We start from the raw sequence: 26,277 nt of genomic DNA, 5'->3' as shown, positions 1-26,277 counted from the left end.
ATAGTTTTTTAGCAGAAGCAAGAAGCTCCAACAATGATCAATAAAATAAACAATACAACTAGTAAAGCAAAGCCGCCGCCACAACCACTACTACAACTACCACCAAATCCCATAATAGTTCCTCCTTTAATAAGAGGGGAAAACAAGGGGTCACTCATGTATTTTAATGGATTCAACTTACTTTATGTTTTTTACACAATAATTGAGCAGGTCCTTTTGAAAATAAAGAAAAGACACCCTAAGGTGCCTTCCTCCGACTTGAACCATCTTAATTTTAATAATATTGGACTCCCGTCCGAATATTATTTTACCATGTTAAGTTGTTTTGGGAAATGTTCCATATCGATAATTGCAATAAACGTTTTAGTTTTGGAATTATGTATCTGTCTAAACGTTGAAATTAATAAAGGAACGATATACGTGAGGGTATTTATGAGTGATTACAATCATACGATTAAAAAGAACCCCATAAATGATAAACCATTCCACTAACAAAAAACACTAATCCTAAAAACAAAACAATTAAAGCAAGTACTCCATTTTGATTATGTTCCATAAAATTAGCTCCTTTTAGAATTATTTTTATCCCGCTTTAATGGGCAGTAAGACCCCCACCTCAAAATTCAGCAAAAGCAAAGAAGTTAGGTGGGGGATCAACTGCTCATAAAAGTCCGATTGGTGAGGGCTGATTAAAGTTTCACTTTATATACAAAAAAGCCTTTAGTCGTAATTATGGCTAAAGGCTTTGAGCGTTATACTTTTTAGTTAATAAAATCTTATAAGAAGAATTTATAACGTTTTTTATCGAATTTGGAACTGAAAATGTACTAGCTTGATAATGAAGCCTGGCTATTAGAATTGAAAAATTTTAGTTTTATTATAATTAATAGAAATGAGAGTAGTGTGAATATAAAGCCGCTCCAAATAAGCTGGTGAATACCTAAGTTTGAAATGAACCAGCCTCCAATAGTGGTTCCTAAAGTAATTCCGAGATTTGAGAACGAAACGAATAGACTGTTACCAAATTCAGGTGCTTCTTTAGCTTCACTTATTAACCATGTTTGACCAACAATTAATCCACCAGCATGTACGATTCCCCAAATGAATACTATAAAAATCATTGGAACAAGGTAGGAACCTAAATAATAAACCAATATGTAAACAATAGAATATAGAATAGGGAATGATATTACAGTGTTTATTATGCTTTTTTGCAGAAGACCACCAAATAAATGATTACCTAAAATCATAACTATACCAAATATGAATAGCATGATACTGATGAGAGATCCATTCATGGAAGTTACTTTTGCAAGGTACTCAGCGAAGTAGCTGTATACGGAAAACATGGCTGCAAAAAGGAATGTGACGGTTAAAATATTTAACCATAATCCTGGTTTGCCGAGAATACGAATTTGTTTGCCGAAAGACATTTTTTCTTTAACAGGCATAGAAGGAAGTAGCAGTAGTATTCCAATGAATGCAAGAGTGTTAACGAATGCTCCGAATAAGAAAGCCATTTCGAGTGAAAATTGGTCTGCAAGGTAAGAGGTTAGTGGTACACCTAAAGCAAAGCCAACAGTAATTCCCATGAAAACTTTTGTAACTGCTTGACCGCCCTTTTCTGGAGGGACAAGTTTAGCAGCTGTTACAAGAGCGATTGAAAAGAAGAGTGGATGAAGCGCTGCCGGTAAAATACGAAAAATAAGCATGATTTCAAATTGTGTTGTATAAGCGTAGATTATATTTGAAATAACAAAAACAAAGATTGCTGTTAATAAAATTATTTTGCGATTAATACTAGAGACGAGCAAAATTAAAAATGGACCAGAAATAGCAACAACTAGCGCGAATATACTTACTAAAAATCCAGCTTGTGTAGTTGAAATTCCGAACTTTTCAGTGATTTGTGGTAATACGCCGACAATACCCATCTCGGTAGTAATAATTCCGAACACACCTATTGCGAGTGTCAGAATAAGTAAAGGATTTACTTTTTTCATTTATAAAACTCTCCATTCGTATCAGTATTTTGAAAGTAAATTCATTAACAAAGAAGCATTATTATAAGCGTGATTGGATGCCAATATTATCTGGAGTATGTAATCCGAAATACAATAACAGATATCTAAATAACTAGATATGATGTGTTAAAAAAAATTCTCCTTTCGATGTTTCTTGCTTTTATAGGCAGTGCAATTTATACAAAAATTATTGGATACCTGTAAAAAAGCAGAATGTGTGAAAGCTAATAATCAATTAGTATGCTGATTGATTATTAGCTTTCATTTTATAATTCGTTTTGGACGTATTCAGAAAACTCTCGTATTGTTTTTTCATTTCGACGATAGTAGGTCCATTTTCCAATTCGGTCAGACTCTAGTAAGCCTGCTTTTTTCATAGTTAATAAATAACTAGAAATAACCGATTGGGCTAAGCCAGTTTTAAGCTGGATATCTCCTACACATACGCCAACTTGAAAGTTAAGGTCTTGTTCTAGATAAGGTTTTTCATCGAAATGGTTTTCTGGATTTTTCAACCAGGATAAAATTTGACATCTTGTTTCATTTGACAATGCTTTATAAATTAATAAAGGTTCCATAAGGATATTATATCTACTTTTATAGATTTGTAAATGGGTTTTAGTGATTTTAAGGGAAGAAGGTATAGTTGATCCCTTTGAATAGGCATAAGGTGCTCTTGATCTGTACCCTTTGTAAAGGACATTCTAAAAAAAGTTAGGCAACCTAAAAAAGATGATTTCTGTATGCAAACAGGAGTCATCTTCTTTAAATTCTATTGATAGCAAGAGTGATTATAGTACGGCATATATTTCTTAATTTCATGTTTTAACTGAACAAACGATTCACATGATTATATATACTGTATGGATGAAAATACTATAGAGGTTGCATGTGAAGATTTAAGAAAAATTTTATGTTTACCCCACTTTTTATTTTAAAAGTTTTTCCTATCCTATAAACAAGTTACATCAAGAAGGATACTAAAAACGACAAAGTCATAGATGAAGATGTAAAGTTAGGGGATTCTACATGCATACAGAGGTTTTGATTAGTTATTTATATACTTATTTTTTTACTATTATTTTTTGTATTATGTTTCAAGTTGGAGTTTATTTTAAAGCGAAAAGAACTATATCTATTCGGCATTTTCTATGGGTATATGTTTTTCTGTTTTACCTTTCGCTCGTGTATAAGGTGACGCAAATCGCGACTGTATGGGATATAAGTAGATACGAAACGTGGATTCGTGTAAATCAAATTAATTTGACTCTATTTGATACGGCAGGTAGTACTACGTATCTTTTGAACATTGTACTGTTTATGCCGTTTGGTTTTTTATTACCGACTATTTGGCCGCAGTTTAGAAAAATGAAAAACACCGTATGTGCAGGATTCTTTTTTTCATTGGCAATTGAGTTAAATCAATTACTAAATAATAGAATTACAGATATTGATGATTTATTTACGAATACCCTCGGGGCAATTGTTGGGTATGTAATATATAGAGTTTTATTTAAAATGATATGTAAAAGAGAGGGGAAAAAGCTTGATACCGACTCGTCTCTAGTTATAAAATACGAGGCTGTTTTTTGTTTAGTGTGTTCATTTGTAGGGGCGATGTTAATATATTATCCAGCTTTATTTGGAAGACCTGTCATCATTCAGTGAGGTGATTATGCTCTTGTGAGATATCCTAGTTTATAAAATGATTCTAGTTCTCTAGGCTCAAACAAGGTAAAATGTGAACGGCTCATCCCTTTTTCTAACTTAATAGATACAGTTCATGTATTACATGTTAGGTAGGTGTAAATGTGTTAAGTGTTCAATTATCTCAATACTTACTAAAAGAGTCTCAACCAGCTCTTCATACTGATGGAAAACGAGTGTATATGTTAAAAGATGAAGGGTTATCACCGTATCCTATTTATTTAAATCACCCTATTATGATAGGAGTGGGGACGAATTGGAATCAGCATATAGGATTTGAAGAAATCATTAAAGGGTTTTTCCATCTTGAGCAGATTACAGATGAGCTAACTATTGATTTAAGAATATGAGAGAAGAAATAGATGAGTAAACCCTCAAGTATAGAACGATATACTTGAGGGTTTTTATTATATAAATTTTTAGTTTGTAAAATTTATATAGATGTTTTTACATAAAAAAGTTTGATCATTTTATACTTGCGTATCTTCCTCAATTGCGTCCGATTGTTGAATCATGAAATGTGAAAAAATCTTTATAAATGAAACATCAGTTATTGACGTTTAATAATTCTCTTTCAACTATGCTTCCTTCATAAACAAAACGTTTAAATAGGCTACACTCTCCTGTAAAAAAGCTTGATGCTCTTCAATACCTCTTCTTTTACACCAACCAATGGCATTAAACGCATCGGTAAAGCGATAAAACGGTAAAACTTCTTGTAAATTAATAAGTGGACGAATGGACTCATAGCCTTTTTTATATGCATCCCATGTTCCAGGAGATTTCATGAGAATATCACTATTAATTTTTGTAAAGTTTATTTCGGTTGCACCAATTCGGGCACTTTCAAAATCAATGATGCCGACTACTTGATTTTCATGAACTAAAATATTACCTGGTCGAAAATCCATATGTATAAAACTAGGTCCATCTGGAGCTGGAAGTAATTTCACTTGACGGTCAAAATGCTTCAATGATTGTTCGTATAAACAAGGATCGATCACTTCTTTTACATCTTCTGCAAAGGAATAAAATTGTCGCTCAATAAACTCAGACCATTTCCCATATACATTGGAAACAGAGCTTTTGAAATCCTGCTCATTTGGAATGATTGCATGCAGCATGGCATGGTGTACTCCGATATGATAAGCTAAAGCCGTATCCACCTTCTCTGTAATCGGAACACCTTTGATTTCGGATAATAATAAAGCACCAGTGACATCTTCATTACCTTCCCAATAGTCTAATCTTTCTGGTACAGGTAGCTCATTGTGTAATCGTTTAAGTACAGTATACTCACGTTCAAGCTTTACTTTGGAATAAGGAATTTTTATATATACCGTACGATGATTAATTAGCTGGATTTTATATACAGTTGAACTAAAAGACTCAGGAACGTTCTCGACTGATAACACATTCAACTTAAATTTATCTATTACTTGTTGTAACATATCCATTAGAAAAACCCCATTTCAGTACCGTTTATCTTTTTCAGTACCTCTAACAATATTTCAAATATAATATATATATATGTTATATTTGAAATATTAATCTATTACATGTTCCTTTTTCGGGGTTCACTTCATTTCGCTAGAAGGCTTTTTTATTTTTTCCTAGAATGAACAGTAATGTATAATCTAATTCCTTCATGTAATAAGGAGGCAGTAAAATTTGAACAGGAAAATTTGGTTTGTATTTACTTGTTTTGCTTTTTTAGTAGCTAGTTATATTGTTGTCCAATATTCTATTATGGATGGATTTCAAACAGGACTTGTAAAAGCGAAGCTTATGTATGGGTCTAAATTAAGTGAGTTCTGGTATAGTATGTTATTTATACATATTACAACTAGTATAGTAGCATTAGTAATTGGTCCGTTTACATTATCCACAAAATTTAGAGAAAGGAATATCAACCGTCATCGAATAGTTGGGAGAATCTATATGGTTGGTATATTATTAGGCGGCGTTTCTGGACTGTACCTATCCTTTTATGCTACGGGAGGATTGGTAGCGAAGCTAGGTTTCGGTTTGTTATCCGTATTTTGGCTAACATCAGCATATCAAGCATTACATAGAGTTAAGAATAAAAAAATTAAAGAACATCGAAAGTGGATGATTAGAAATTACGCTTTAACCTTTGCGGCAGTTACATTAAGAATTTGGCTACCGTTGTTTATCGTTCTATTTGGAATAGAGCGGTTTGAATTTAGCTACGCTATTATTGCTTGGTTAGCGTGGGTACCCAATTTAATTGTTGCAGAATTATTCATAAGACAAAGACGTAATAAAGGAAAATACCAGGGAAATGAGGATTTACATTTTTAATGTAAATTTGCTGTAATATTGAAGGCAGAATTCCTTAGTAATTGAATTTTTTTAAATAGGTGAACTACGTACAAAAATAGGAGGGCCAATTGAAGCCATCCTATTTTTATTTGTATTACCAACTAGCAGTTTCTGTAGTTTCCTTCAACCACTTCACCCAATCCAAATCCTCCACCTTAAGCAAACTGAGCGAAACACCTTTCATATCTAAAGAAGTTAGAAGGGTACCGACCTTTACGAATGTAATCTGTAATCCTTCCAGTTCACATAAACGGCGAATGTCATTTGCGAAAATGTATTGTTCCATTAATGGCGTTGCACCGAGTCCATTAATGAGGATGGCGAAGTTGTCACCTTTTCTCCAGCGATAAATACTTTTTAGTTTGTTCATCAGTTCGATCGCTAATATTTCAGAAGAGGATAGTGCTTCTTTACGGTAACCTTTTTCACCATGAATGCCGACGCCGTAAAAGACTTCATCGTCGTTTAATGTGAATGAAGCTTTACCTTGTACTGGATCGTTTGCAGGTGAAAGGGCGACTCCTAATGTGTGTAAGTTTTCGGTGATAGAACGGCCGAGTGCTGTTAGTTCTTCTAAAGAATGACCTTCAAGAGCGGCCGCACCAAGTATTTTTTGAACGAAAACAGTGCCAGCGACGCCGCGTCTTCTTTTATTAAAAGAAGCATCATCTTCAATTGAAACGTCGTCATTTACGATGATGTGTTCAATTTGTCTTCCTTCTTCTTTTGCGATTTGCATTGCTGCTAGGAAGTTCTCAACGTCATCTTTAAAGTTTTTAATGATGAATAAAATACTTTTTTCTTTTGGCATGAGGCGAGTAGCCGCTACAATTTGTTCGACTGTAGGCGGAGTGAAGATGCTACCGTTTACTGCCACTGTAAGCATTCCTTTTCCTACATAGCCAATATCAGCAGGCTCATGTCCGCTACCACCGCCGCTTATGATAACAACGTTTTGCTTCAGCTTTTCGATATCTTTTACATAAATGATGTTATTTGCTACGTCGTAACTTACTTTGTCGTTATGTTCAAAATAAAAGCCATGCAGCATATCTTGAACGATATTTTGTACATCATTCATAATCTTTTTCATTGCTTTTGCCACCCTTTAATTACTTTGCTGATTGCTCCAGTAATAGTAGTAATTGATTGTTTATCATATTTTTCATGAGTGAAGACATAATAGACGGATCTACTTCGCATTTACTTTCAATCCAATCTTTTATCGTTCCAACGAAGCCGTGACTATAAAAGGAGGCAATCGTATTTTTTGTCTCATCAGAAAGGCTGAATCCACAGCTCACAGATAATTCATCAATAATCTTCATATATAAGTTTTTCGTATGCTCAAATAAATAGTGATTAAACGAGTTTTGCTCAATGACTTTAAAAGCATTTCGGTAAAATTTTTGATTTTCATAAAAGTAATCAAATAATAAATCAAAAATGTTTTCCCATGTTTCATAGTCGAGAAAGTCGATAATATTTTCTTTCGTTTCTTCTTTATAAATCCAGCTTAATAGTTCGAATTTATCTTTAAAATGATAATAAAAAGTTTGCCTACGCATTTGACAGTGTAACATAATATCGCTCACTGATATTTTATGAAACGACTCTGTTTCCATTAAATACTTCAATGAGTTCGCGATTATCTTTTTAGAAATTATAGAAGAGGTCATCTAAATCATCCCTAGAATGTTATTAATATAAAAATCCTATCTATAAATGAGAGCGGTGTCTTTAGACAGATTGTCCATTTTGTCCGTTTACTATAAAACGCTTTCATTTTAACATGAGTAGTAAGAAGAAGATTTCAAATATATCACAATATATTAAAGGAATTGAGGGAGAATCACAATGAAAAAGATTATAAACAAACCAGAAACATTAGTAATGGAAATGTGTAACGGAATGGTTATGGCTCATCCAGAGCTTGAGCTTTTGAAAAAATATAAAGTCATTAAGAAGAAAGAAATGAACGAAAACAAAGTAACGTTAATTAGTGGCGGCGGTAGTGGTCATGAGCCAGCGCATGCAGGACTAGTCGGAAAAGGAATGTTAGATGCGGCGGTGTGCGGAGATGTGTTTGCGTCGCCTTCACAAATTCAGGTGTATCAAGCAATTAAAGAAACAGCTAGTAAAAAAGGTACGTTATTAATTATTAAAAATTACAGCGGCGATATTATGAATTTCAAAAACGGAGCGCATTTAGCGACGGAAGATGGAATTGAAGTTGACTACGTAAAAGTAGACGATGATATTGCAGTAGAGGATAGTTTGTATACAGTAGGACGCCGCGGCGTTGCGGGCGTTATTCTCGTTCATAAAATTGCCGGCGCAGCAGCGGAAGCAGGTATGGATTTAGGAGCGGTGAAAGCTGTAGCGGAAAAAGCAGCGGCTAACGTGCGCACAATCGGTTTAGCGTTAACGTCTTGTACAGTTCCAGCGAGCGGATCACCTACTTTCACACTTGCGGAAGATGAAATGGAATACGGCGTAGGTATTCACGGTGAACCAGGAATTAAACGTGAAAAAATGTTGTCAGCGGATGAATTAGCGAACCGTATGACAAACGATCTTGTAAAAGATTTAGGAGTAAAAGACGGCGAAGAAATTGCGCTTCTAGTTAACGGTTTTGGCGGAACACCACTGCAAGAACTTTACTTATTTAATAACGCCGTGACGCGAGAATTAGCTGCTAGAAACATTAAAATTAATAGAGTATTCGTCGGAAACTATATGACGAGTATCGATATGGCTGGTATGTCTTTAACAGTAATGAAACTAGACGATGAGCTAAAAACATTACTATCGAAAGAGTGTAATACACCAGCGTTTAAAGTAGATGGGCCAGTTGAAAGTGTTGAGTACGTGAATGTGCTTGAAGAGACAGAAGAGAAGGAAGTTTCCTTTGAAATAGAAACGGCGGAAGAGCACGCTGTTATTAAAGATAATGTTATTACATTAAACAACATGATCTATCTCGTTGATAAAATGAGCGACGTTATTATTAAAAATGAAGTACCGTTCTGTGAGTTAGATACACACGCAGGTGACGGCGACTTCGGAATGAGTGTGGCAAAAGGATTTAAGCAACTAAAACGTGAGTGGCATTCTATTGTAGATCAAGAGAACGTAACGATCGGATCATTCCTTGACGGTTGTTCGATGATTATTATGGAACATTGCGGCGGCGCATCTGGTCCAATTTGGGGCGGAGCATTCCGCGCAGCTAGTAAAGCAGCAGGCGAGAAGCGTGAGTTAACAGTGAAAGAATTCGCTGAAATGTTGCAAGCAGCACTGCAAGGTATACAATCTATCGGAGAAAGATCGTTCGGTAGAGGAGCGGTAGTTGGTGATAAAACGCTTGTTGACGCACTTGCTCCATGTGTAGACTCTTGGTTAGCTAGCGCTTCAAACGAAGAAGACATGAAAACTGCCTTCGAAAAAGGAGCAGAAGCAGCGGTTAAAGGAGCAGAGTATACGAAAGAAATCGTAGCTCGCATGGGCCGCGCCGGTACAGTTGGTGAAAGAAGCTTAGGCTATCCAGATGCAGGTGCGCATGCGCTTGGAGTTATCTTTACGGAGATTGCGGGTAGTTTGAAATAGAAGTTAGAAGATCCCCTCTGCCTTGTGGTGGAGGGGATTTTTTGTAGTTGAGTGATATATAATTTAGCTAGATGTTTTCTCTGTAAAGATATGTATGTTTATAAATACGATAAGGATTTTAAAAGAAGAAACGTGAGTTCTCATATAAATATGGATATGATCCAAAACTTGTACCAACAGTGACGATTGAAACAGGAAAGGGGTTATTACATACTATTATTACTAATGCGCAGAACTTGAGACGTGATGAACGTGTAGCCTTAGGAAATGAAAAATGGAGCTCTTCTTTACAAGAGGAATTAAAGAATATAGTTTCTGATTTTGAAAAAGCGGGATTTTCTAAAGAAACTATTAGAGGAACTTTAGAACAACAATATAGAATGCTTGATAAGTTAAAAGTAAAATATGAAAGGATTGAGTATTAATGAGTATACTTGAGAACTTAAATGCAGTTTTCACTTTAGAAACACAAGAACCTCCAGCAACTAAAGAAACGATTCAAGAATTACAAGGTTTTTCATCAATAGATGTTCCTTCAGATTATATAGAGATAATTCAACATTGTACAGATGCAGAGATTAATGTAAATAATGAAATATATATCCGTATTTGGAGTCCAGCAGGTTGCATAGAGATGAATGAAGCTCATAATATCCAAAAATATATACCTAACTCACTTGCAATTGGTGATGATGAAGGTGGGAAAGTGCTATTATATGCAAATGGAAAAGAAGGATTTGGATTATATATGGTGGATTTCGGAGATTTAGATATCGAAGAAGCAATTAAAATATCACCTTCTTTGAAACTGTTATTAATAGATGGTGTAGGTGTAGAAAAGTTATTGTTATAATTTTAGGGACATATGAAAACCACTGTATTTTGAAAAGATATGGGCCTTATGCAGCAATATTATGGTTGGCTAATAATGCGAAAGAGCATTCTAATGTGTTTAATAAATTGTATTTAAATTTATTTGTAGAAAGAAACAGTAAATACGTTTGGGTATGGATATTGTCTACAAGTTTTGTGTCTGCACTCATGCATGAGCCTAGTGTATTGAATTTCGCATTCTATTTATATATGCTTTACTTTTCTTAAGATACGGTCTTTTTTCGGCTATATTAGCTCATAGTTCATATAATTTGTTTTCAGGAATTATATATGGAGTAAATGTTTCAACGGAACAATCAAAGGTTAATACAACAAGCGTTATACAATATACGCATGGAGAGCCGTGGGGCTGACGTAATATTGAAGTATAAAGAGTTATTAGATCAAAGTGAAGAAAAAGTAATTATTAGGTATTATATAGATGAAACGCTCAAATGAGCGTTTTTTTATTTTTATAATCAGATGATTTATTTTCATATATACCGCAGTAAAAACTTATTCCTGACTAAAAAAAGACACCCTATGGTGCCTCCACCGGAATGGTATTTGTATTAACTACAACCACGTCTACCAAGAGAATTAGGTTGAAGGACATCTCGATTCTAATGTTTTATTCATTAAATATCTCCGGCTTCTCCACTCTAAATGATTTCACCTCACCACATTCTAAACAAAATGTAGTTAAGAGTTTGCAACGTTTCCCTACTGAAAAGAGCCTACTAGAATCATCTTCACAAACATATGCATGATAAGCAGATCCAACTCTTCCTTCTTTAAATGTAGTAGAACCACAATTCTCACATCGTTTATTTTTCATGCTACTAACACCTCTTTTGCTGTGTTTTTAAGATAGAAGTAAAGCAACTTGGTTATACATGATGTTTTCGACATAAGACACCATAGACCTTTATATATTCGCAAGTAAAGAAACATAATACCCTTATAAATCGCTATAACAATATGATTTTTCATATATCATTTAATGTATATCGGAAAAATAAGTATTAAAATATTGATTTTTATTATTCAGATGATTATAATAAATGAAAATCAAACAATTCTTATGTTGAGAAGTGGAGGGACGGGCCCTATGAAACTTCGGCAACCTCGTATGAGACGAAAGGTGCCAAATCCTGCAGGTGAAGAAACACCTGAAAGATAAGAGCGGTTCAATTAGTCAAGAAGGCTACTCTTATTTGAATAAGAGTAGCTTTTTTTATGGCTAAGAGATGAAGGGGGAGTATGTAGTGGAGTATGGTTTTTGGTTGCCGATTTTTGGGGGATGGCTTCGAAATGTAGGTGATGAATCTATGCCGCCTACGTTTGAATATGCAAAACAAACAGCGCAAGCGGCAGAACAATTAGGTTTTTCAACAACACTTATTGCAGAATTAAACTTAAATGATATAAAAGGTATTTCAGCACCAAGTTTAGAAGCGTGGACAACTGCGGCAGCACTTGCAGCAGTAACGGATAAATTAGAGATTATGACAGCTGTAAGACCTGGCTTCCACAATCCAGCGGTTACAGCGAAAATGGCAGCGAATATCGATCAATTAAGTAATGGTCGTTTTACATTGAATGTAGTTTCAGCGTGGTGGGAAGAAGAAGCGAGACAGTACGGCGGAGTATTTACCGCACATGATGAAAGATATGATCGCACAGAGGAATTTGTAACAATTTTGAAAGAGCTTTGGAAAGAAGACGAGTTTTCTTATAAGGGGAACTTTTATGAGCTTCAGAATACACATTTAAGTCCAAAACCTGTGCAGAAACAAGGTATCAAGCTTTATGCAGGTGGTGAGAGTGAGAGAGGAAAAGAGGTCATTGTAAATCACGCAGATGCATATGTCATGCACGGCGGAACAGTGGAAGAAGTATCACTGAAAATAGAAGATATGAAGAATCGTAGAAAGAAAGTTACAGAGGAGCCATTGCAGTCATTCGGGCTTGCGGATTACGTCATTTGTCGTGATACAGAAGAAGAGGCAGTAGAGGAATGGAGACGCATAACGGATGTGAAAGACGATGCGTTAGGTTACGCGGGTTACCAAGACTTTATTAGTAAATCGCATTTGGAACAGCAAGTGAAGTTGAATGATTATTCCGTATCTAATCGTGGATTACGTCCTAATTTAATTGGAACACCAGAACAAATTGCAGAAAGGATACTCGCTTTTGAAAAAGTGGGTGTTACTTTATTACTTTTACAATTTTCGCCACAGCTTGAAGAGATGAAACGATTTTCTGAAAAAGTGATGCCATTAGTTGAAGCAAAAAGAAAGGAATTGATTACAAATGAGTAAAATTTACATATTACATGAGAATAAGGAATGGACGGATCATTTAGTGAAAAGGTTGGAAGAACTGGAGTTACCGTATGAGGAATGGTTTTTAAATGAAGGAACAATTACGTTAGAACAAGAACCTCCCCAAGGTGTTTTTTATAGCCGCATGAGTGCTTCTTCACATACGAGAGGTCATAGATATGCACCTGAGTTGACGGAAGGAGTTCTTGCTTGGTTAGAGGGATATGGGCGCACAGTATTTAATGGGTCTCGTGCATTACGTCTTGAAGTAAGTAAATTGAATCAATATGCAGCATTAAGAAATTTTGGTATACAAGTGCCGAAAACAATTGGTGCTGTTGGACGTGATCATATAGTAAAGGCAGCAAGGGAGTTAGGGGAAGTACCGTTCATTACAAAGCATAATCGTGCAGGGAAAGGCCTTGGCGTTCAACTATTTCATTCCATTGATGCTTTAGAGCAATATTTGGATAGTCCGGCGTTTGAAGAACCTATTGATGGAATTACTTTAATCCAGCAATATATTGAAGCGCCAGAACCATATATTACACGTTGTGAATTTGTAGGCGGTCAGTTTGTATATGCAGTTAAAGTAGATACATCAGAAGGATTCGAGCTTTGTCCAGCGGATGCATGCTCGATTCAAGATGCTTTCTGCCCAGTAGGAGAAGAGAGTAAGAAAGAAGCGTCAACAAAATTTGAAATTATACCGGACTTCCACGAGCCGATCATTGAGCAGTACAAAGAATTTTTGAAAGAAAATGAAATTACTGTTGCTGGTATTGAATTTATTCGCAGTTTGGATGGAATAATTTATACGTATGATATTAATACAAACACAAACTATAATTCTGACGCAGAGTCTGTAGCGAATCAATTTGGTATGCTTGAGCTTGCTAAATTTCTTGGAAGAGAATTAGAGAAACAAGTAGAGTCAGTTAAATAGTGTTGATTAAAAAATAAGGTTCTGGTGCAAATATAGAAAAAAAGAAGAGATAGCAGATTTTATAGGTGAAAGATCATTCGGTAGAGGAGCAGTAGTTGGTGATAAAACGCTTGTTGATGTACTTGCTCCATGTGTAGACTCTTGGTTAGCTAGCGCTTCAAACGAAGAAGATATGAAAACTGCCTTTGAAAAAGGAGCAGAAGCAGCTGTTAAAGGCGCAGAGTACACGAAAGAAATCGTAGCTCGCATGGGCCGCGCTGGTACAGTTGGCGAAAGAAGTTTAGGCTATCCAGATGCAGGTGCACATGCGCTTGGAGTTATCTTTACGGAGATTGCGGGTAGTTTGAAATAGGAATGAGAAGATCCCCTCTGCCTTAAGGTGGAGGGGATCTTTATTGATAACCATCATTCTTCCAGTGAAAACTTTTATTTGTTAGCCAATCTAGAAGCAGCCTCTTCAACTTCTTTATAGGCATTTTGTAATACTTCATTTGGATCTAGTACTGCTGTTCCTTGTGCACGAACGATTTGATAATCTTCAATACCAAGGAAGTTAAACATTGCTTTTAGATATTTATGAGAGTATTCCACTTCTGTATACCAATCATCATTTGTATAGATCCCTCCACTTGCTTGTATAACAAGCATTCTTCTTCCATCTTTAAGTAGTCCCACTGATCCAGTTTCAGTATATTTAAATGTTTCACGTGCAATCATGATATTGTCCATGTAATCTTTTAACTTTGATGGAATATTAAAGTTGTGCAAAGGTAATACGATTACATACGTATTTGCACTTTTAAATTGTTGTAAAATTTCGGACATACGCTCCGTTACTTTTTGTTCTTCACCAGTTAACTTCTGTTCAGTTCCTTGTTTTTCCCATGCACTTAAAACAGTTTTATCTATCATTGGTACTACATCATCGTATAAATTAATCTGTTCAATCGTTTCATTATTAGGAATGAATTCTGTATAAGATTCTAAAAAATGGTTAAAAACCTTAATGCTGACTGATGATGTATCATCCACTTTCGGATGTGCGTTTATAATAAGTGTTTTGTTCATTTGTATTTCCCCTTTTTAAAAGTTTTTACGTTTTAATTAAAGACTAAGTTAATCGCCGATTAACTTAGTCTTTAATATAAACTTTGAAATTATTTTTGTCAAATGAAATACATACTATTCTAAAAGCCCGATTGGTGAGGGCTGATAATCAGTGGGGGATGAACACCATCCACTGATTAAAGTTTCACTTTATTTGACTAAAATTCTAAATGGTCCTAAGATACAATTTGATAACCCTTAAAATAAAAAGCAGGTGATTTGTATATGCAATATAGTGTTGGGGTTGAATATGCCTTGCATTGCTTAGTTTATTTAATTAATACTCCTTCCAAGGAAAGTGTTGGAATAAAAGATTTGGCAGAGTTCCAAGGACTTTCTGAAACATTTCTTTCAAAAGTTTTCGGTAAATTATCTAAAGCTGGCATTGTGAGTTCTGTCCCAGGTGTAAAGGGAGGATATAGGTTAGCTAAGTCTCCAGGAGATATTTCTTTTTGGGATGTAATAGAAGCTGTCGAAGGCCCGAAACCTATTTTTCAATGTAAAAATATTGTACAGAATGGTCTACTATATCGAGATGAGGCTTGTAATTCTTGTGAACCTAGCAATTCTTCTTGTACAATTAACTTAGTAATGCTTGAAGCAGAAGAACACATGCGTGAGTTTCTCCGTAAAAAGACTCTTGCATGGTTAGATAAAGAACTTGATATTGTTTTACCTGAAAAGATAAGGGTAGATACTCGTGAATACTTCAAACAAAAAAACTCTAACTAAATCGCCATGACGAATTAGTTAGAGTTTTTTTGTGATTGCAGCTTATCGATTTTCCAGTGTGCTCCTAGAGGATCTAAAGAGCTTTCAATATAAAACATATATTCATCTGCGGTACCTGGTACTTCAAAAGCTATTTTCAATTCTACCGTTTCATTTGGTTTAACTTGTATATCAGAAAGGTTTTGATCAAGCACTTTTCCTTCATAGGCCTTTCCGTCTTTTTCATCTTTTAAGTTATATTTTAATTCTGATAGTCCAATCGTTTGACCTCGTACATTTTTTACAGAGACATTAACAACGACGGAATCATTGCTAGCATTTAAATATGCACTTTGAACGGCGGTCAAGTAATAGCCTCCCTTAACACTCTCACCAACTAATAAAATACCTTGTTCCAAGCGGCTCATATCTTCTTTTTCTTCAAAATTTATTACTTCTTCATTTTCATTTTTTGCGGTTGGTTCTTCTATTGGACCACTTTCAATGGCACTATCTTTTTTATCTTGTGTGCAAGCAGCCATAACACTGACTAATACTAGAATGAAAGTAAGTAATATGGATAATTTCCTCATAAAATGTATCTGTCTCCTTAAGTTTCTCAATTTTGTGCAACTATACATATAAGATTAACATAATGTCTCATTATTGGCTCAAAATAGGGGACCTTTTAGACACCTTATTCTTTTTACTTTTACTATACATTCGATTGGTTCTCGCGATATTTGTTAATCTTTTAAAACATTGGCTTAGTAATACCAAGGGTTATTATAAATATATTAATCACATAATTTGTCCCTATCAAAATGAACGTTTTTTGCATCTAATATACTGTAAGTATATTTTATTTTGAAAGGATGTGATTATATGGCTCATAAATCTACTGGAGTGTTTCGAGTTCCGGTTTCTGAAAATGGGATTATTCCAACTGCTCTCAACATTATGTTAAACAATGATTCACGCTGTCATACTAGTAATGTAACGGTAACTGTTAAGAGAAGTCGAAACATTTCTTTCCCAACTCAAAATGAATTAGTTGAAATTTCTCGTACTTTTGTTTCTTTAGAACCAAACAGAACGACTAAGATTGTATTGTTTACTCCAGAATTCCAAATAGAAGATTTTCTTGATGTTATCATTAGTGGAAATAAAGATGATGTTAAGGATGTTCTTGTATATTCTTTCTTAGCAGATTCAGCAGGTCACAATTTGCCATCTACTGTTTTCAGAAATGCAGAATACACTTTTGCTTGCTGACACCGTGATGATGTATTCTTTACTGTTATATATCTGAAGGGAAATGTTAAATAGGAGTTGATTTAACTTTTATTTGGGTTCTCCAAAGAAGTCTGTTTTAGCCAAATAAACAAGGAACCGACTAATAGGTTCCTTGTTTATTTGAATTTAACATGAAATTTCGTGTCAACGATTCCGAAAGCAACCTGGTTATAAATGATGTTTTCGACATAAGACACCATAGCCCTTTATATATTCGCAAGTAAAACAACATAATATCACTATGAATTCTTATAACAATATGAGTTTTTGCATATTTCAAAACTTAATATATCCTTCAAAAAATTTTAATAGTATAATATGTTTTGTCATATTCTTTTAGATTTTTCGACAAAATATAAAATAGAGAACGTATTGGGAGAAGGAATTATGTACACAAAATTATTAAAATCAATTACATCATTATCACTTATTGGTGGCGCTTTATTGTATACAAATGGCAGTGATGTGAGAGCTGCTGAGGCGGGTGCTTTTTCTGATGTGCCTACATCGCATTGGTCGTATCCGGCGATTAAAGATTTAGCGAGTAAAAATATTATTTCTGGTTATGGAAATGGAATATTTGGTTTTGGAGATGTTGCGACGAGGGAGCAAGTAGCTGCTTTAGTGTATCGAGTTATGCTACCGAATAAACAAGGCGGAACGTTTAGTAATAATAATACTCTTTACATATTAAAAGACGGATCTAAGTTTAATAATCCTTATGGTGATATTAATCAGAACTCTACGATGTTTCCTGAGGAAATTTTAATGTTAACGAATGCAGGGGTATTTAAAGGGGATGAGAAAGGGAATTTTAGACCGAAAGCTCCTGTGAATCGCGCAGAAATGGCACAAATTCTTACAAACGCTTTCCATCTTTCTGCGAAACAAAAGCATACATTTAATGATGTTCCAAATGGTTTTTGGGGTGAAAACGCTATTAGCGCAGTGCAGTCAACCGGAATTGCTTCTGGTACAGGCGAAGGAAAATTTGAGCCATCTAAAACGGTAACACGTGAACAGTATGCACAGTTTTTATATAATACTTTGAAATATAAAAAGCCTGAAGTTGCGGTGCAAGATACAGGGGATGCGGCATTATTAGCAGCATTTAAAGATGAAGTGCAAAAGCGTATTAATGCGTACGAAACGAATATTACACTTCCATATAAAACGAAAAATAGTAATCAGGAAGAAGTAATGAAGACACTTTTCAACGCCTATAAAGAAGTCGCAAGTAAAAATGAGTATACAAATTATAATAGATCGAATGTTTCATATGGTATTTCTGGATCACCTGGAAATTATACGTTTACGTTAAAGATTACATATCGTGAAACGAAAGAACAAACGGAATATGTAATGAAGCAAGCAAAGGCAATTGTTTCTTCTATTACGCAAGTTGGAATGGATGATCATGAAAAAGTGAAGGCGATTCATGATTATGTCGTAAAACATATTTCTTACGATACGTCTTATAAAGCTTACACAGCATATGAAGCGCTCGTAAATCGTTCTGCGGTTTGCCAAGGTTACGCACTATTAACCTATCAATTATTAAAAGAAGCTGGAATTGAGAACCACTTTGTAGTAGGAACTGGAGACGGTCAGCCTCATGCTTGGAACTTGGTGAAAATCGAAAACAAATGGTATCACCTCGATACAACATTCGATGATCCAGTGCCAGATGAACAAGGCCGCGTAACGTATTCCTATTTCAACTTATCAGATGAGCAAATCGCAAGAAATCATGAGTGGAACAGAAATGATTATCCGCAAGCTACAACAAATTATTATAGTACATTAACAAATAAAATTGCGGCAGGTAGTACGAAAAACCCTGCATATCAGCAAATTTTAAAAGATACAAAATTAAATTATTTAGGAAATGAATACATCGCAAATAACTATAATGAATTCAAAAATAAAATGCAGCAACGTTATAACGAAAAGTCACCAAAAATCGAAATCCTTTATAAACAATCAATGGATGGCGCATTGCAAGATGTGAAAAAAGTAATTGGAGAAATCGGTTATCCGCAAGGGGCGAACCGTGTTTCTTATAAAGCTGAGCCGTATAATGCAAAAGAAGGATATTCTTTAGTGACGATTACGTTTATGTAGTGAGAATGGGAAAAAGCATCTGTTTTAGATGCTTTTTTATTATTTTAGTTCGACAAAATATGACAAAGGAACATAGCTGCATCTGTTATGATAACTTTGGTAATTTTACATTTTGGAGGATTAATAATGAACAAAAAGAAGATTTTAGCTGCGTTAATAGGAATCATAGTGTTACTTGTAATTATTAATGTAGTTATTGCGAAGGGAAAAACGACATCAACTAGTGAAAAAATGTACACTGAGAAAGAATACAATAAATTAGTAGATGAACATTATGAAGAAATGCAAAAGTTAAAAAGTGATATGAGTGTATTAGAAACTGAAAAAAAATCTCTTGATGCGCAAGTTAAGAAGTTAAAAGATGAATTAGCGAAAAAAGAGCAAGAAGTAGTACAACAGCCAGTTCAACAAGAACAACCTAAGCAACAACCAGCCCCAGCTCCACGGCCGGAAACGAAAGAAGAACCGAAACCAGAACAGCCTACAGGCGCATTCGCAAATCCTGTGAAAAGTATAAATAAAACAGATGCAATGAACAAAGTGAAAGAAAAAGCGAAGCAAGACTTCCAAGATGACTATATGACGCAAAACTTTGTTGCGGATGAACAATCAAAAGCATTTGATTTCTTAAACGGAGTAGAGATCAAATCACAAGAAGAATTGAACGTGATGAAGAATGCATTAAAAGATTTTCCTAACGATTTTATGACCGCGAAGTTTGTTTACGAAGAACAAATGAAGGCGAAGAATAAGCAATGATAATATGAAAAACGCTATCTTTTAAAAAGATAGCGTTTTTTGTTATGGGTTATAAAATTATTCCTGTATTTGACATATACAGTCTAACTGTATAAAATGAAACTATACAGTTGAACTATATAGTTTGGCTATATATTTATCGTTACATTGGAGGTCTTTATGAATAGAGATAAAAATTTACCATTAACGGAAACAACCTATTACGTTCTTTTAGCTTTATTAGAGCCAGCTCATGGTTATTTAATTATGCAAAAGGTGGAGGAACTGAGTAATCATCAAGTGAAAATCGCAGCGGGTACATTGTATGGTGCGGTTGAAAATTTATTAAAACAAGGGTTAATAGAATCGGTAAAAAGTGAAGATAAACGAAGAAAAGTGTATGTCATTACGGAACGTGGGAAAGAAGTATTGCACTTAGACTTTATGAGAATGCAACACATTATTGAGGTTACAAAGAGTTTATTACACGTATAGTTAGGGGGAAACGATGATGTGGAGATTGAAATTCTTTTTAGACTTTGAGAAAGAGGAAAAATGGTTAGAAGAGATGGCTTGGAAAGGCTATCAACTAGAAAGCAATACATTTGGTTATACATTTAGATATACAGAGCCGGAAGATGCGACGATTAGAATAGACCATAGAGTATTTAGTAGAAAAAGTGAATTTATTAATTACTGCACATTATTTGAAGATAGTGGCTGGGAGCATATAGCTGGTAATCGGTGGTCAGGTACGTACTATTTTAAAAAGATAAATGAAGAAAGTGAAGATGACATTTTTTCAGATCAAATGTCACGAGCAGGGAAGTATAAACGTCTATCTAAAACCTTTTTAGAATTAGCGATCTGTTATTTGCCGATATTATTTCTATTTATGTATAATAATACGATTAATGTAGAAGCATTTGTAAATCCGAAAGAACTATACTTGACGCCAGGATTATGGGATAAGCAAGGCGTATCATTTCTATGGTCATTCTTATTTGAAACGCCATTTGCATTAATGAGAGGACTGTTTTGGACGTTTATCCCTGTTGTGACATGTATGTATTTTGTTTGCTCTTATAAAGCAAATCGGTTGTATGAAGAGAGAAGATGATAGGAGAAATCCCCTTAAAGCTGATGCTTTGAGGGGATTTTTTGAGTTCGTAAATGGTATCTTTTTAAAATGGATAAAGGGAAAGAATGCGCATTGGAAACAAGTTATTATGATTTTTATTGTGCGAACAATACCAAATGGAATAATATTCTTAAAATATCCAAAATAAACCTAAATTAAGGTTTTTATATGTTAATATGGAAAAAGATGTGTGCAATATTCTTTATGAACATTTTATTTTAAGGATAAGGGGATTCAATTATGAATTTTAAACAACTAATCTTGGCGGGGACAGTTATCGCATCAACAACACTAGCGCCTCTAACAAATGTGCAAGCAGAAAACACAACAGGATTTAAAGATGTTCCTGAAAATCACTGGTCTTATAAAGCGATTATGGATTTGCAAGAGAAAAATATTGTATCGGGTTATGGAAATGGAATATTTGGTTTTGGTGATAGTATTACACGCGGACAAGTAGCTAGAATGTTATATGCCTACTTGAAGCCAACGGATGAACCTAACTTACCAAACCCTTACACAGATGTGAAAAATCATATGTTTGAAAAAGAGATTTTAACTCTTAGTAAAGCTGGTATTATAAGTGGATTTGGTGATGGAAGATTTGGTCCAGATAGTATTTTAACGCGTGAACAATTGGCTGCTGTATTAACAAATGCTTTTCATTTAAAAGCAACATCTACTACCACTTTTAAAGATGTAAATAAAAATTACTGGGCAACAAATGCTATCAGCGCATTACAAGAAAATAAAATTGCTGCTGGCACGGGTGATAATAAGTTTGAACCTTACAAAATTGTAACTCGTGAGCAGTATGCACAATTCTTATACAATGCAATTATTAAATTTGAAAAACCAGAAAAAGAGCCTGAGTCAAAGCCTACTGTTATCCCGCAAGAGTTAGCAGACGATGATATTTATTATTATGAAGGTTGGATGGAGAGCTCATCTGTACTGAAAAGATCTGTATCTAAGGAAGCACAAAATTTTGTTACTCAAATCAACACAAAATATAATGCGGAATTAAAGTATGCAGCGATAGGCGGTCCCGGTTCAGAGGTCGTTTTATTCTCTCCGGTATTAGAGGGGATTCCAGAATTTTATGGGAATTTCACTGTCAGGGGCGATGATGAAAATAACTATACTGTTAATTTTGTAATTGATAGAGGTCAAGGTAATACGGCGTTACTAGAGTTAGGGAAAAAGTGGATCACTATGATAAATCCAAACTTAGATTTGAGTACAGAGATTGATAACATAGTGGCTTCTAATACACGTACAGGTACATTTGATATAAATAAAAACAATCTTAAAATAGAGATAAGCTTAGAGAAGCAAAATTCTAGTAGCGATCTAATGCGTGTTGAAATCCGCAAGTAAAAAAGAGGAGTGAAGTTTCACTCCTCTTTTACTTTCTCTACTTTTATCCTGCTATTTATTAACCGTAAAGCCCAATTCGTGAAGGCTAATAATCAGTGGGGAAGGAAAAAACACTGATTATAGTTTCAATTTATTTTTGGTATATTTAGTTTTAATTGGTTTTTAATACCTTTTTATTTTTTGAGTGTGATATACTTAATGATAATAATATTCCTTAGGAGGATGATTATCATTCATATACTTTTAGGTATTATTGGAGCAATTGTTTTACTTGCTTTTGTTATCCATCCAGGCGTCCCAGACAAACGTGTCCCTCTAAAAAATAAACTCGCAGTAATTCTTCCATTGATTGTTATATCTGGTTTAATTTCATTGTATATATAATTTGAAAAAGTACGTACCTTAATTTAGTAAAAACCTCACTAGAACTACCACTATGGCTTCTTCTTCACCATAATTATGAACTAATTCCTTTATTTCGGTTCCTACGTAATATATAAGATATACAATGTGAATTTTATTGGTATGTTACACCGGTTTAGCATGTGGTTTTACCTTTAATTAATAGCTTGTTCCCTTGTTAATCATTGCATGGATTACAAAAATATCTAATACAGAAGACCGGCATACATAAACTATTGTATTTCTCAATAAACAAAACAACTTAATATGGTAAAATAATAGTTGGATGGGAGTCCAAATATTATTAAAATTAAGATGGTTCAAGTCGGAAGAAGGCACCTTAGGGTGTCTTTTTCTTTTTTCCAAATGACAGTTTTGACCTAAAGAAGTTAAATCTTCAATGGATGATTCCCATGAATATATAGATAAAGTTCATCCATATATTTGTAGAAAGGAGGAATTCAAATGAAGAGAGATGATAATAAGATTGGTCACTTTACATCTGAAAAAGGGAAAGAAGATTTTCAAATTTCCTACGATGAATCAATGGCACTTCTTCCAGAACCTAACGATACGAAAGATATAGAAACTACATATGGCATAATTCGTACTTATTATTTTACTAAAGAGGAAAATAAACATAAGGAACCAATACTTTTACTCCCTAGACGTGGTGCATCTACTCCAATGTGGGTACCAAATTTAGAAGGGTTAAGGGAGAAAAGGCCTGTTTACACAATAGATTTACTCGGTGAACCTGGAATGAGTGTGCAAACGAAGGTGATCGAAAACCAAAAACAACAAGCAGAATGGTTAAATGAAGTAATTGAAGGATTAGGTTTAGAAAAAGTGCATATCGTGGGTGTCTCCATTGGAGGGTGGACAACAATGAACTTGGCTAGATATAATCCTGAGCATATTGCGACGGCTAGTTTATTGGACCCAGTCTTTGTATTTGCGCAAATATCCATAAAGATGATTCTAGCATCTATTCCAGCTTCCGTTCCTATTGTACCTAAGTTTATAAGAGAAAAGATGTTAAGCTATGTTTCTGGGGGAGCAGAGATAAATGACGATGAGCCTATCGCTAAGTTAATCGAGTCGGGTATGCGTAATTATAAATTGAAAACACCAGCACCTGATCTATTTAGTAAAGAAGACTTAAAAAATATCAATATTCCAGTGCTTGCATTAATGGCTGAAAAAAGTACGATGCATAATTCGGTAAAAGCAGTTGAAACTGGGGAAAAATATGTGAAAGATATCGATATAGTGAACTGGAAAAATGCATCTCACGCAATCAATGGTGAGTTCTCTAACGAGGTTAATGCTAGAATTCTTGATTTTGTAGAAAAACATGCTAATGATAACTAAGTTGAACGTGGAAGATATGTTGTCATAACAACTTTATCTTAGGGGAATGTAGCTCATTTTTAGTTTTGGGATATTTTACTTCTTCTATATTTATGAATATGTATAATTACATAAAAATTTAAGGGAAAAGAGAGTATACTTTCTTATTGTGTAATAAAGATAAAGCCCGCCTACGGAAATAGGTGGGCTTTTTTTACATATAAAGAAAAGACAACTGTAAGGTGCCTTCCTTCGAGTTGAAACATTTTACGTTTCATAATACGTATGAATTTCCATTCGAATATTATTTTACTAGGTTAAGTTTTGTGGTAATCATCCTTATCGCTTCATATTCACTTAATTCTTTTTTTCTTTTGTAAAAGAATTTGGTGCATTTTAAACATTGTAGAGGAACATAGGAAAATAGTGATTATCTTTCTATATAGTTGGCACTCTAATCGCTCCTGTTTTACATTACGATAATGGTCTATTTCGAATTCGCAGTTTTCTGTTATTTTTAAGGAGACTGTATTGGATATATATGCTAATATAGGGGGGCGATTATACAGAAAACTGAAAAAATGGAGGCAATTATGAAAACTTTTATATATATGGTGAGACACGGGGATTCACCAAAGTTTGGAAAAGAAAAAACAAGAGGATTAACTGAAAAAGGAAAATTAGATGTTCAACGAATAACAGATGCATTACAAGATGAGGGAATCGACGTTGTTATCTCAAGTCCATACGATCGTTCAATTCTAACCGTTCAGCAGTTAGCGAAGCAAATAGGACAAGAAGTTTTAGTATTTGAGGACTTAAAAGAAAGAATTTTTATTGCTGAAGAGGAACGAATGTCGGATAAAGAATTATTCCCTTTAATAAAAAAGTCATTCTTAGACCCCGACTTTGCTTTAATGGGAGGAGAGTCTAATGTCGACTGTCAGAAACGTGCTATAAAAGTCTTAAAAGAATTATTAAACACCTATCGAGGACAGAAAATAGTATTAGGCACTCATGGAGCTATAATGACTTTGATGATGGGGTATTATGACAGTAAGTATGATTTGAATTTTTTACTACAGACATCAAAACCAGATATATATAGGATGGAATTCAATGGACAGGAATTGGTGGGAGTTAAAAGATTGTGGGAAATTTCATAGATTGACTTTATTCATCCATAGCTTCTCCCAATGACGTGTATTATAAACAATAGGGTTACTGCGGTAACTCTTTTTCTTATGGCACTGACGGGGGATTGATTTCAACAATCTAAAAAATTCGGTTCCTTAGCGTACAAAATTCAAGTTTTGTTCTTGCTATCTCGAGGTGAAATGGGAGGGAATGTTTTTGGGCAGGATACCTTTAAAAATTTTTAAAAAATTAATCGTATTTTTTTTCTTATGCGGTATTGTTGCTTATTCTATATTTCAGATTATTTTTGTCTGGAGTGTTTCGACAGGATTAGGGAGGGATGATATAGTCGGATTTTCTGATAATAAGTATGTAATTGGCCGTCCACCTGTTAGCTATAATTTATATAAAAAAGATAGTGGAGAAACTATATTAGATAATGTTATTGGTTATAAAAAGGGGAAAACTAAAAGCTATGTTCGAAATGAAGTTGAATTTGTAGTGATAGATGAGATAAAGGGTAGCTATGAACTGTATAAAATAGAAAATGCTTCAGAAAAGGATATAGAACGGATGAAAGAAATGAAGAAATTAGAATAATAGAGACTATCTGAAAGGTAAAGAAGCACACTTGTTATTGTTAGATCTAAAAAATGGTTTAGACTGATAACTGAGTTTTGTTTCATGAAAAGAGTCATTATTAATATAAAGTATTTGGGGTTCAGTCCCATTGTCATCAAGCTAAAATTTTATCGAACCTCCAGAACGAAATTTTGTGCTAACTTGTAACAAAAAAGCTCATTTTCTCGTTTTGGGGTAATTCTGAATTCTTAAGTTGATAGGCATGGCTTCTGCACATTGAGGGGGGATTTTTTTATGAAGAAAAGACACTCACATGAGTGTCTTTTCGATAGTTTTTTAGCAGAAGCATGCCGCTCCAACGATGATTAATAGAATAAACAATACAACTAATAAAGCAAATCCTCCAGCGAAGCCACAGCCGCCACAACTACCACCAAATCCCATAACAGTTCCTCCTTTAAATAGGAGAGG

27 protein-coding genes, 4 pseudogenes and 1 riboswitch are annotated in these 26,277 nt (G+C 34.4%); of the genes and pseudogenes, 19 read left to right on the top strand and 12 right to left on the bottom strand.

Features of this window, described 5'->3' with window-relative positions:
- Window positions 1-8: 8 nt before the first annotated feature.
- The 4 genes and pseudogenes from QCI44_RS23265 to QCI44_RS23250 all read right to left on the bottom strand — a co-directional run.
- Window positions 9-113: a YjcZ family sporulation protein gene (locus QCI44_RS23265; protein ID WP_000505689.1), complete on the bottom strand. Its 105-nt coding sequence runs from the start codon at window positions 111-113 to the stop codon at window positions 9-11.
- Window positions 114-827: 714 nt separating this feature from the next.
- Window positions 828-2,003 (bottom strand): MFS transporter, encoded by a 1,176-nt coding sequence (locus QCI44_RS23260; RefSeq protein ID WP_016133794.1) that lies wholly within the window; start codon window positions 2,001-2,003, stop codon window positions 828-830.
- Between the two features lie 287 nt (window positions 2,004-2,290).
- Window positions 2,291-2,602: an ArsR/SmtB family transcription factor gene (locus QCI44_RS23255; protein ID WP_000433539.1), complete on the bottom strand. Its 312-nt coding sequence runs from the start codon at window positions 2,600-2,602 to the stop codon at window positions 2,291-2,293.
- A gap of 194 nt (window positions 2,603-2,796) precedes the next feature.
- Window positions 2,797-2,871, bottom strand: a pseudogene (locus QCI44_RS23250) (TetR family transcriptional regulator); the annotation flags it as partial.
- Window positions 2,872-3,053: 182 nt separating this feature from the next.
- On the opposite strand from QCI44_RS23250, the gene QCI44_RS23245 reads away from it, so the two are divergent.
- Window positions 3,054-3,692, top strand: a complete 639-nt coding sequence (locus QCI44_RS23245) for a VanZ family protein (RefSeq protein WP_016133795.1) — start codon at window positions 3,054-3,056, stop codon at window positions 3,690-3,692.
- A 143-nt stretch (window positions 3,693-3,835) separates the two neighbouring features.
- Window positions 3,836-4,030, top strand: a pseudogene (locus QCI44_RS23240) (hypothetical protein); the annotation flags it as partial.
- 279 nt (window positions 4,031-4,309) lie between these two features.
- Here QCI44_RS23240 and QCI44_RS23235 read toward each other — a convergent pair.
- Window positions 4,310-5,188: a phosphotransferase gene (locus QCI44_RS23235; RefSeq protein ID WP_088083395.1), complete on the bottom strand. Its 879-nt coding sequence runs from the start codon at window positions 5,186-5,188 to the stop codon at window positions 4,310-4,312.
- Between the two features lie 214 nt (window positions 5,189-5,402).
- On the opposite strand from QCI44_RS23235, the gene QCI44_RS23230 reads away from it, so the two are divergent.
- Window positions 5,403-6,056, top strand: coding sequence for a DUF2306 domain-containing protein (locus QCI44_RS23230; protein WP_016089062.1), 654 nt, complete (start codon window positions 5,403-5,405; stop codon window positions 6,054-6,056).
- 115 nt (window positions 6,057-6,171) lie between these two features.
- Here QCI44_RS23230 and dhaQ read toward each other — a convergent pair whose 3' ends face one another.
- The gene (gene dhaQ, locus QCI44_RS23225) at window positions 6,172-7,170 is read right to left on the bottom strand and encodes a DhaKLM operon coactivator DhaQ (RefSeq protein ID WP_088083396.1); all 999 of its coding nucleotides are present in this window, start codon (window positions 7,168-7,170) and stop codon (window positions 6,172-6,174) included.
- Between the two features lie 19 nt (window positions 7,171-7,189).
- The gene (dhaS, locus tag QCI44_RS23220; RefSeq protein ID WP_000204210.1) at window positions 7,190-7,756 is read right to left on the bottom strand and encodes a dihydroxyacetone kinase transcriptional activator DhaS; all 567 of its coding nucleotides are present in this window, start codon (window positions 7,754-7,756) and stop codon (window positions 7,190-7,192) included.
- A 178-nt stretch (window positions 7,757-7,934) separates the two neighbouring features.
- On the opposite strand from dhaS, the gene dhaK reads away from it, so the two are divergent.
- The 3 genes from dhaK to QCI44_RS23205 all read left to right on the top strand — a co-directional run bounded on the left by dhaK (window position 7,935) and on the right by QCI44_RS23205 (window position 10,539).
- Window positions 7,935-9,686 carry a dihydroxyacetone kinase subunit DhaK gene (dhaK, locus tag QCI44_RS23215; protein WP_088083397.1) on the top strand — a complete coding sequence of 584 codons (1,752 nt, stop codon included), beginning with the start codon at window positions 7,935-7,937 and terminating at the stop codon, window positions 9,684-9,686.
- A gap of 179 nt (window positions 9,687-9,865) precedes the next feature.
- Complete coding sequence (locus tag QCI44_RS23210; RefSeq protein WP_098413160.1) at window positions 9,866-10,111, top strand: hypothetical protein; 246 nt, start codon at window positions 9,866-9,868, stop codon at window positions 10,109-10,111.
- Window positions 10,111-10,539, top strand: a complete 429-nt coding sequence (locus tag QCI44_RS23205; RefSeq protein WP_016136582.1) for an SMI1/KNR4 family protein — start codon at window positions 10,111-10,113, stop codon at window positions 10,537-10,539. The genes QCI44_RS23210 and QCI44_RS23205 overlap by 1 nt, the downstream gene beginning before the upstream one ends.
- Window positions 10,540-11,190: 651 nt before the next feature.
- Here QCI44_RS23205 and QCI44_RS23200 read toward each other — a convergent pair.
- On the bottom strand, window positions 11,191-11,397 hold the full coding sequence (locus tag QCI44_RS23200) for a hypothetical protein (protein WP_016136583.1): 207 nt from the start codon (window positions 11,395-11,397) through the stop codon (window positions 11,191-11,193).
- 241 nt (window positions 11,398-11,638) lie between these two features.
- A riboswitch (SAM riboswitch) is annotated at window positions 11,639-11,745 on the top strand.
- A gap of 82 nt (window positions 11,746-11,827) precedes the next feature.
- Here QCI44_RS23200 and QCI44_RS23195 point away from each other — a divergent pair.
- From QCI44_RS23195 to QCI44_RS23185, 3 genes and pseudogenes are all read left to right on the top strand, one after another.
- On the top strand, window positions 11,828-12,886 hold the full coding sequence (locus QCI44_RS23195) for an LLM class flavin-dependent oxidoreductase (protein WP_353811457.1): 1,059 nt from the start codon (window positions 11,828-11,830) through the stop codon (window positions 12,884-12,886).
- Complete coding sequence (locus QCI44_RS23190; protein ID WP_016133807.1) at window positions 12,879-13,835, top strand: ATP-grasp domain-containing protein; 957 nt, start codon at window positions 12,879-12,881, stop codon at window positions 13,833-13,835. Before QCI44_RS23195 ends, QCI44_RS23190 begins: the two co-directional genes overlap by 8 nt.
- Window positions 13,836-13,896: 61 nt before the next feature.
- Window positions 13,897-14,187: pseudogene (locus tag QCI44_RS23185) on the top strand (DAK2 domain-containing protein); the annotation flags it as partial.
- A gap of 74 nt (window positions 14,188-14,261) precedes the next feature.
- Here the strand turns inward: QCI44_RS23185 and QCI44_RS23180 are convergent.
- Window positions 14,262-14,903: an FMN-dependent NADH-azoreductase gene (locus QCI44_RS23180; RefSeq protein WP_353811456.1), complete on the bottom strand. Its 642-nt coding sequence runs from the start codon at window positions 14,901-14,903 to the stop codon at window positions 14,262-14,264.
- Window positions 14,904-15,167: 264 nt separating this feature from the next.
- Between QCI44_RS23180 and QCI44_RS23175 the strand changes: the two genes are divergently transcribed.
- The gene (locus tag QCI44_RS23175) at window positions 15,168-15,674 is read left to right on the top strand and encodes an RrF2 family transcriptional regulator (RefSeq protein ID WP_002140648.1); all 507 of its coding nucleotides are present in this window, start codon (window positions 15,168-15,170) and stop codon (window positions 15,672-15,674) included.
- 14 nt (window positions 15,675-15,688) lie between these two features.
- On the opposite strand, the gene QCI44_RS23170 is transcribed toward QCI44_RS23175, so the two are convergent.
- The gene (locus QCI44_RS23170) at window positions 15,689-16,246 is read right to left on the bottom strand and encodes a DUF4352 domain-containing protein (RefSeq protein ID WP_016136587.1); all 558 of its coding nucleotides are present in this window, start codon (window positions 16,244-16,246) and stop codon (window positions 15,689-15,691) included.
- A gap of 292 nt (window positions 16,247-16,538) precedes the next feature.
- On the opposite strand from QCI44_RS23170, the gene QCI44_RS23165 reads away from it, so the two are divergent.
- From QCI44_RS23165 to QCI44_RS23135, 7 genes are all read left to right on the top strand, one after another.
- Window positions 16,539-16,928: a hypothetical protein gene (locus tag QCI44_RS23165; protein ID WP_000940657.1), complete on the top strand. Its 390-nt coding sequence runs from the start codon at window positions 16,539-16,541 to the stop codon at window positions 16,926-16,928.
- Window positions 16,929-17,336: 408 nt separating this feature from the next.
- On the top strand, window positions 17,337-19,073 hold the full coding sequence (locus QCI44_RS23160) for an S-layer homology domain-containing protein (protein ID WP_353811455.1): 1,737 nt from the start codon (window positions 17,337-17,339) through the stop codon (window positions 19,071-19,073).
- A 126-nt stretch (window positions 19,074-19,199) separates the two neighbouring features.
- Window positions 19,200-19,832, top strand: coding sequence for a hypothetical protein (locus QCI44_RS23155; RefSeq protein ID WP_016089055.1), 633 nt, complete (start codon window positions 19,200-19,202; stop codon window positions 19,830-19,832).
- Between the two features lie 159 nt (window positions 19,833-19,991).
- Complete coding sequence (locus QCI44_RS23150) at window positions 19,992-20,306, top strand: PadR family transcriptional regulator (protein WP_001078066.1); 315 nt, start codon at window positions 19,992-19,994, stop codon at window positions 20,304-20,306.
- Window positions 20,307-20,319: 13 nt separating this feature from the next.
- Window positions 20,320-20,931, top strand: a complete 612-nt coding sequence (locus QCI44_RS23145; RefSeq protein ID WP_002108737.1) for a DUF2812 domain-containing protein — start codon at window positions 20,320-20,322, stop codon at window positions 20,929-20,931.
- A gap of 261 nt (window positions 20,932-21,192) precedes the next feature.
- Window positions 21,193-22,332 carry an S-layer homology domain-containing protein gene (locus QCI44_RS23140; protein WP_016089053.1) on the top strand — a complete coding sequence of 380 codons (1,140 nt, stop codon included), beginning with the start codon at window positions 21,193-21,195 and terminating at the stop codon, window positions 22,330-22,332.
- Between the two features lie 867 nt (window positions 22,333-23,199).
- Window positions 23,200-24,108, top strand: coding sequence for an alpha/beta fold hydrolase (locus tag QCI44_RS23135; protein WP_353811454.1), 909 nt, complete (start codon window positions 23,200-23,202; stop codon window positions 24,106-24,108).
- A gap of 289 nt (window positions 24,109-24,397) precedes the next feature.
- Here the strand turns inward: QCI44_RS23135 and QCI44_RS23130 are convergent.
- Window positions 24,398-24,584: pseudogene (locus QCI44_RS23130) on the bottom strand (IS4 family transposase); the annotation flags it as partial.
- A gap of 96 nt (window positions 24,585-24,680) precedes the next feature.
- On the opposite strand from QCI44_RS23130, the gene QCI44_RS23125 reads away from it, so the two are divergent.
- Window positions 24,681-25,253: a histidine phosphatase family protein gene (locus QCI44_RS23125; protein WP_016133814.1), complete on the top strand. Its 573-nt coding sequence runs from the start codon at window positions 24,681-24,683 to the stop codon at window positions 25,251-25,253.
- A gap of 187 nt (window positions 25,254-25,440) precedes the next feature.
- A complete protein-coding gene (locus tag QCI44_RS23120) occupies window positions 25,441-25,824 on the top strand; it encodes a hypothetical protein (protein ID WP_016133815.1) in 384 nt (127 codons plus the stop codon).
- Between the two features lie 318 nt (window positions 25,825-26,142).
- On the opposite strand, the gene QCI44_RS23115 is transcribed toward QCI44_RS23120, so the two are convergent.
- Window positions 26,143-26,250: a YjcZ family sporulation protein gene (locus QCI44_RS23115; RefSeq protein WP_000505670.1), complete on the bottom strand. Its 108-nt coding sequence runs from the start codon at window positions 26,248-26,250 to the stop codon at window positions 26,143-26,145.
- Window positions 26,251-26,277: the final 27 nt, after the last annotated feature.

Source organism: Bacillus cereus group sp. RP37, assembly GCF_040459695.1.
Taxonomy (GTDB): Bacteria; Bacillota; Bacilli; order Bacillales; family Bacillaceae_G; genus Bacillus_A.
The sequence above is the reverse complement of the archived record's forward strand: the minus strand, read 5'-3'. Positions and strand labels throughout refer to the sequence as shown.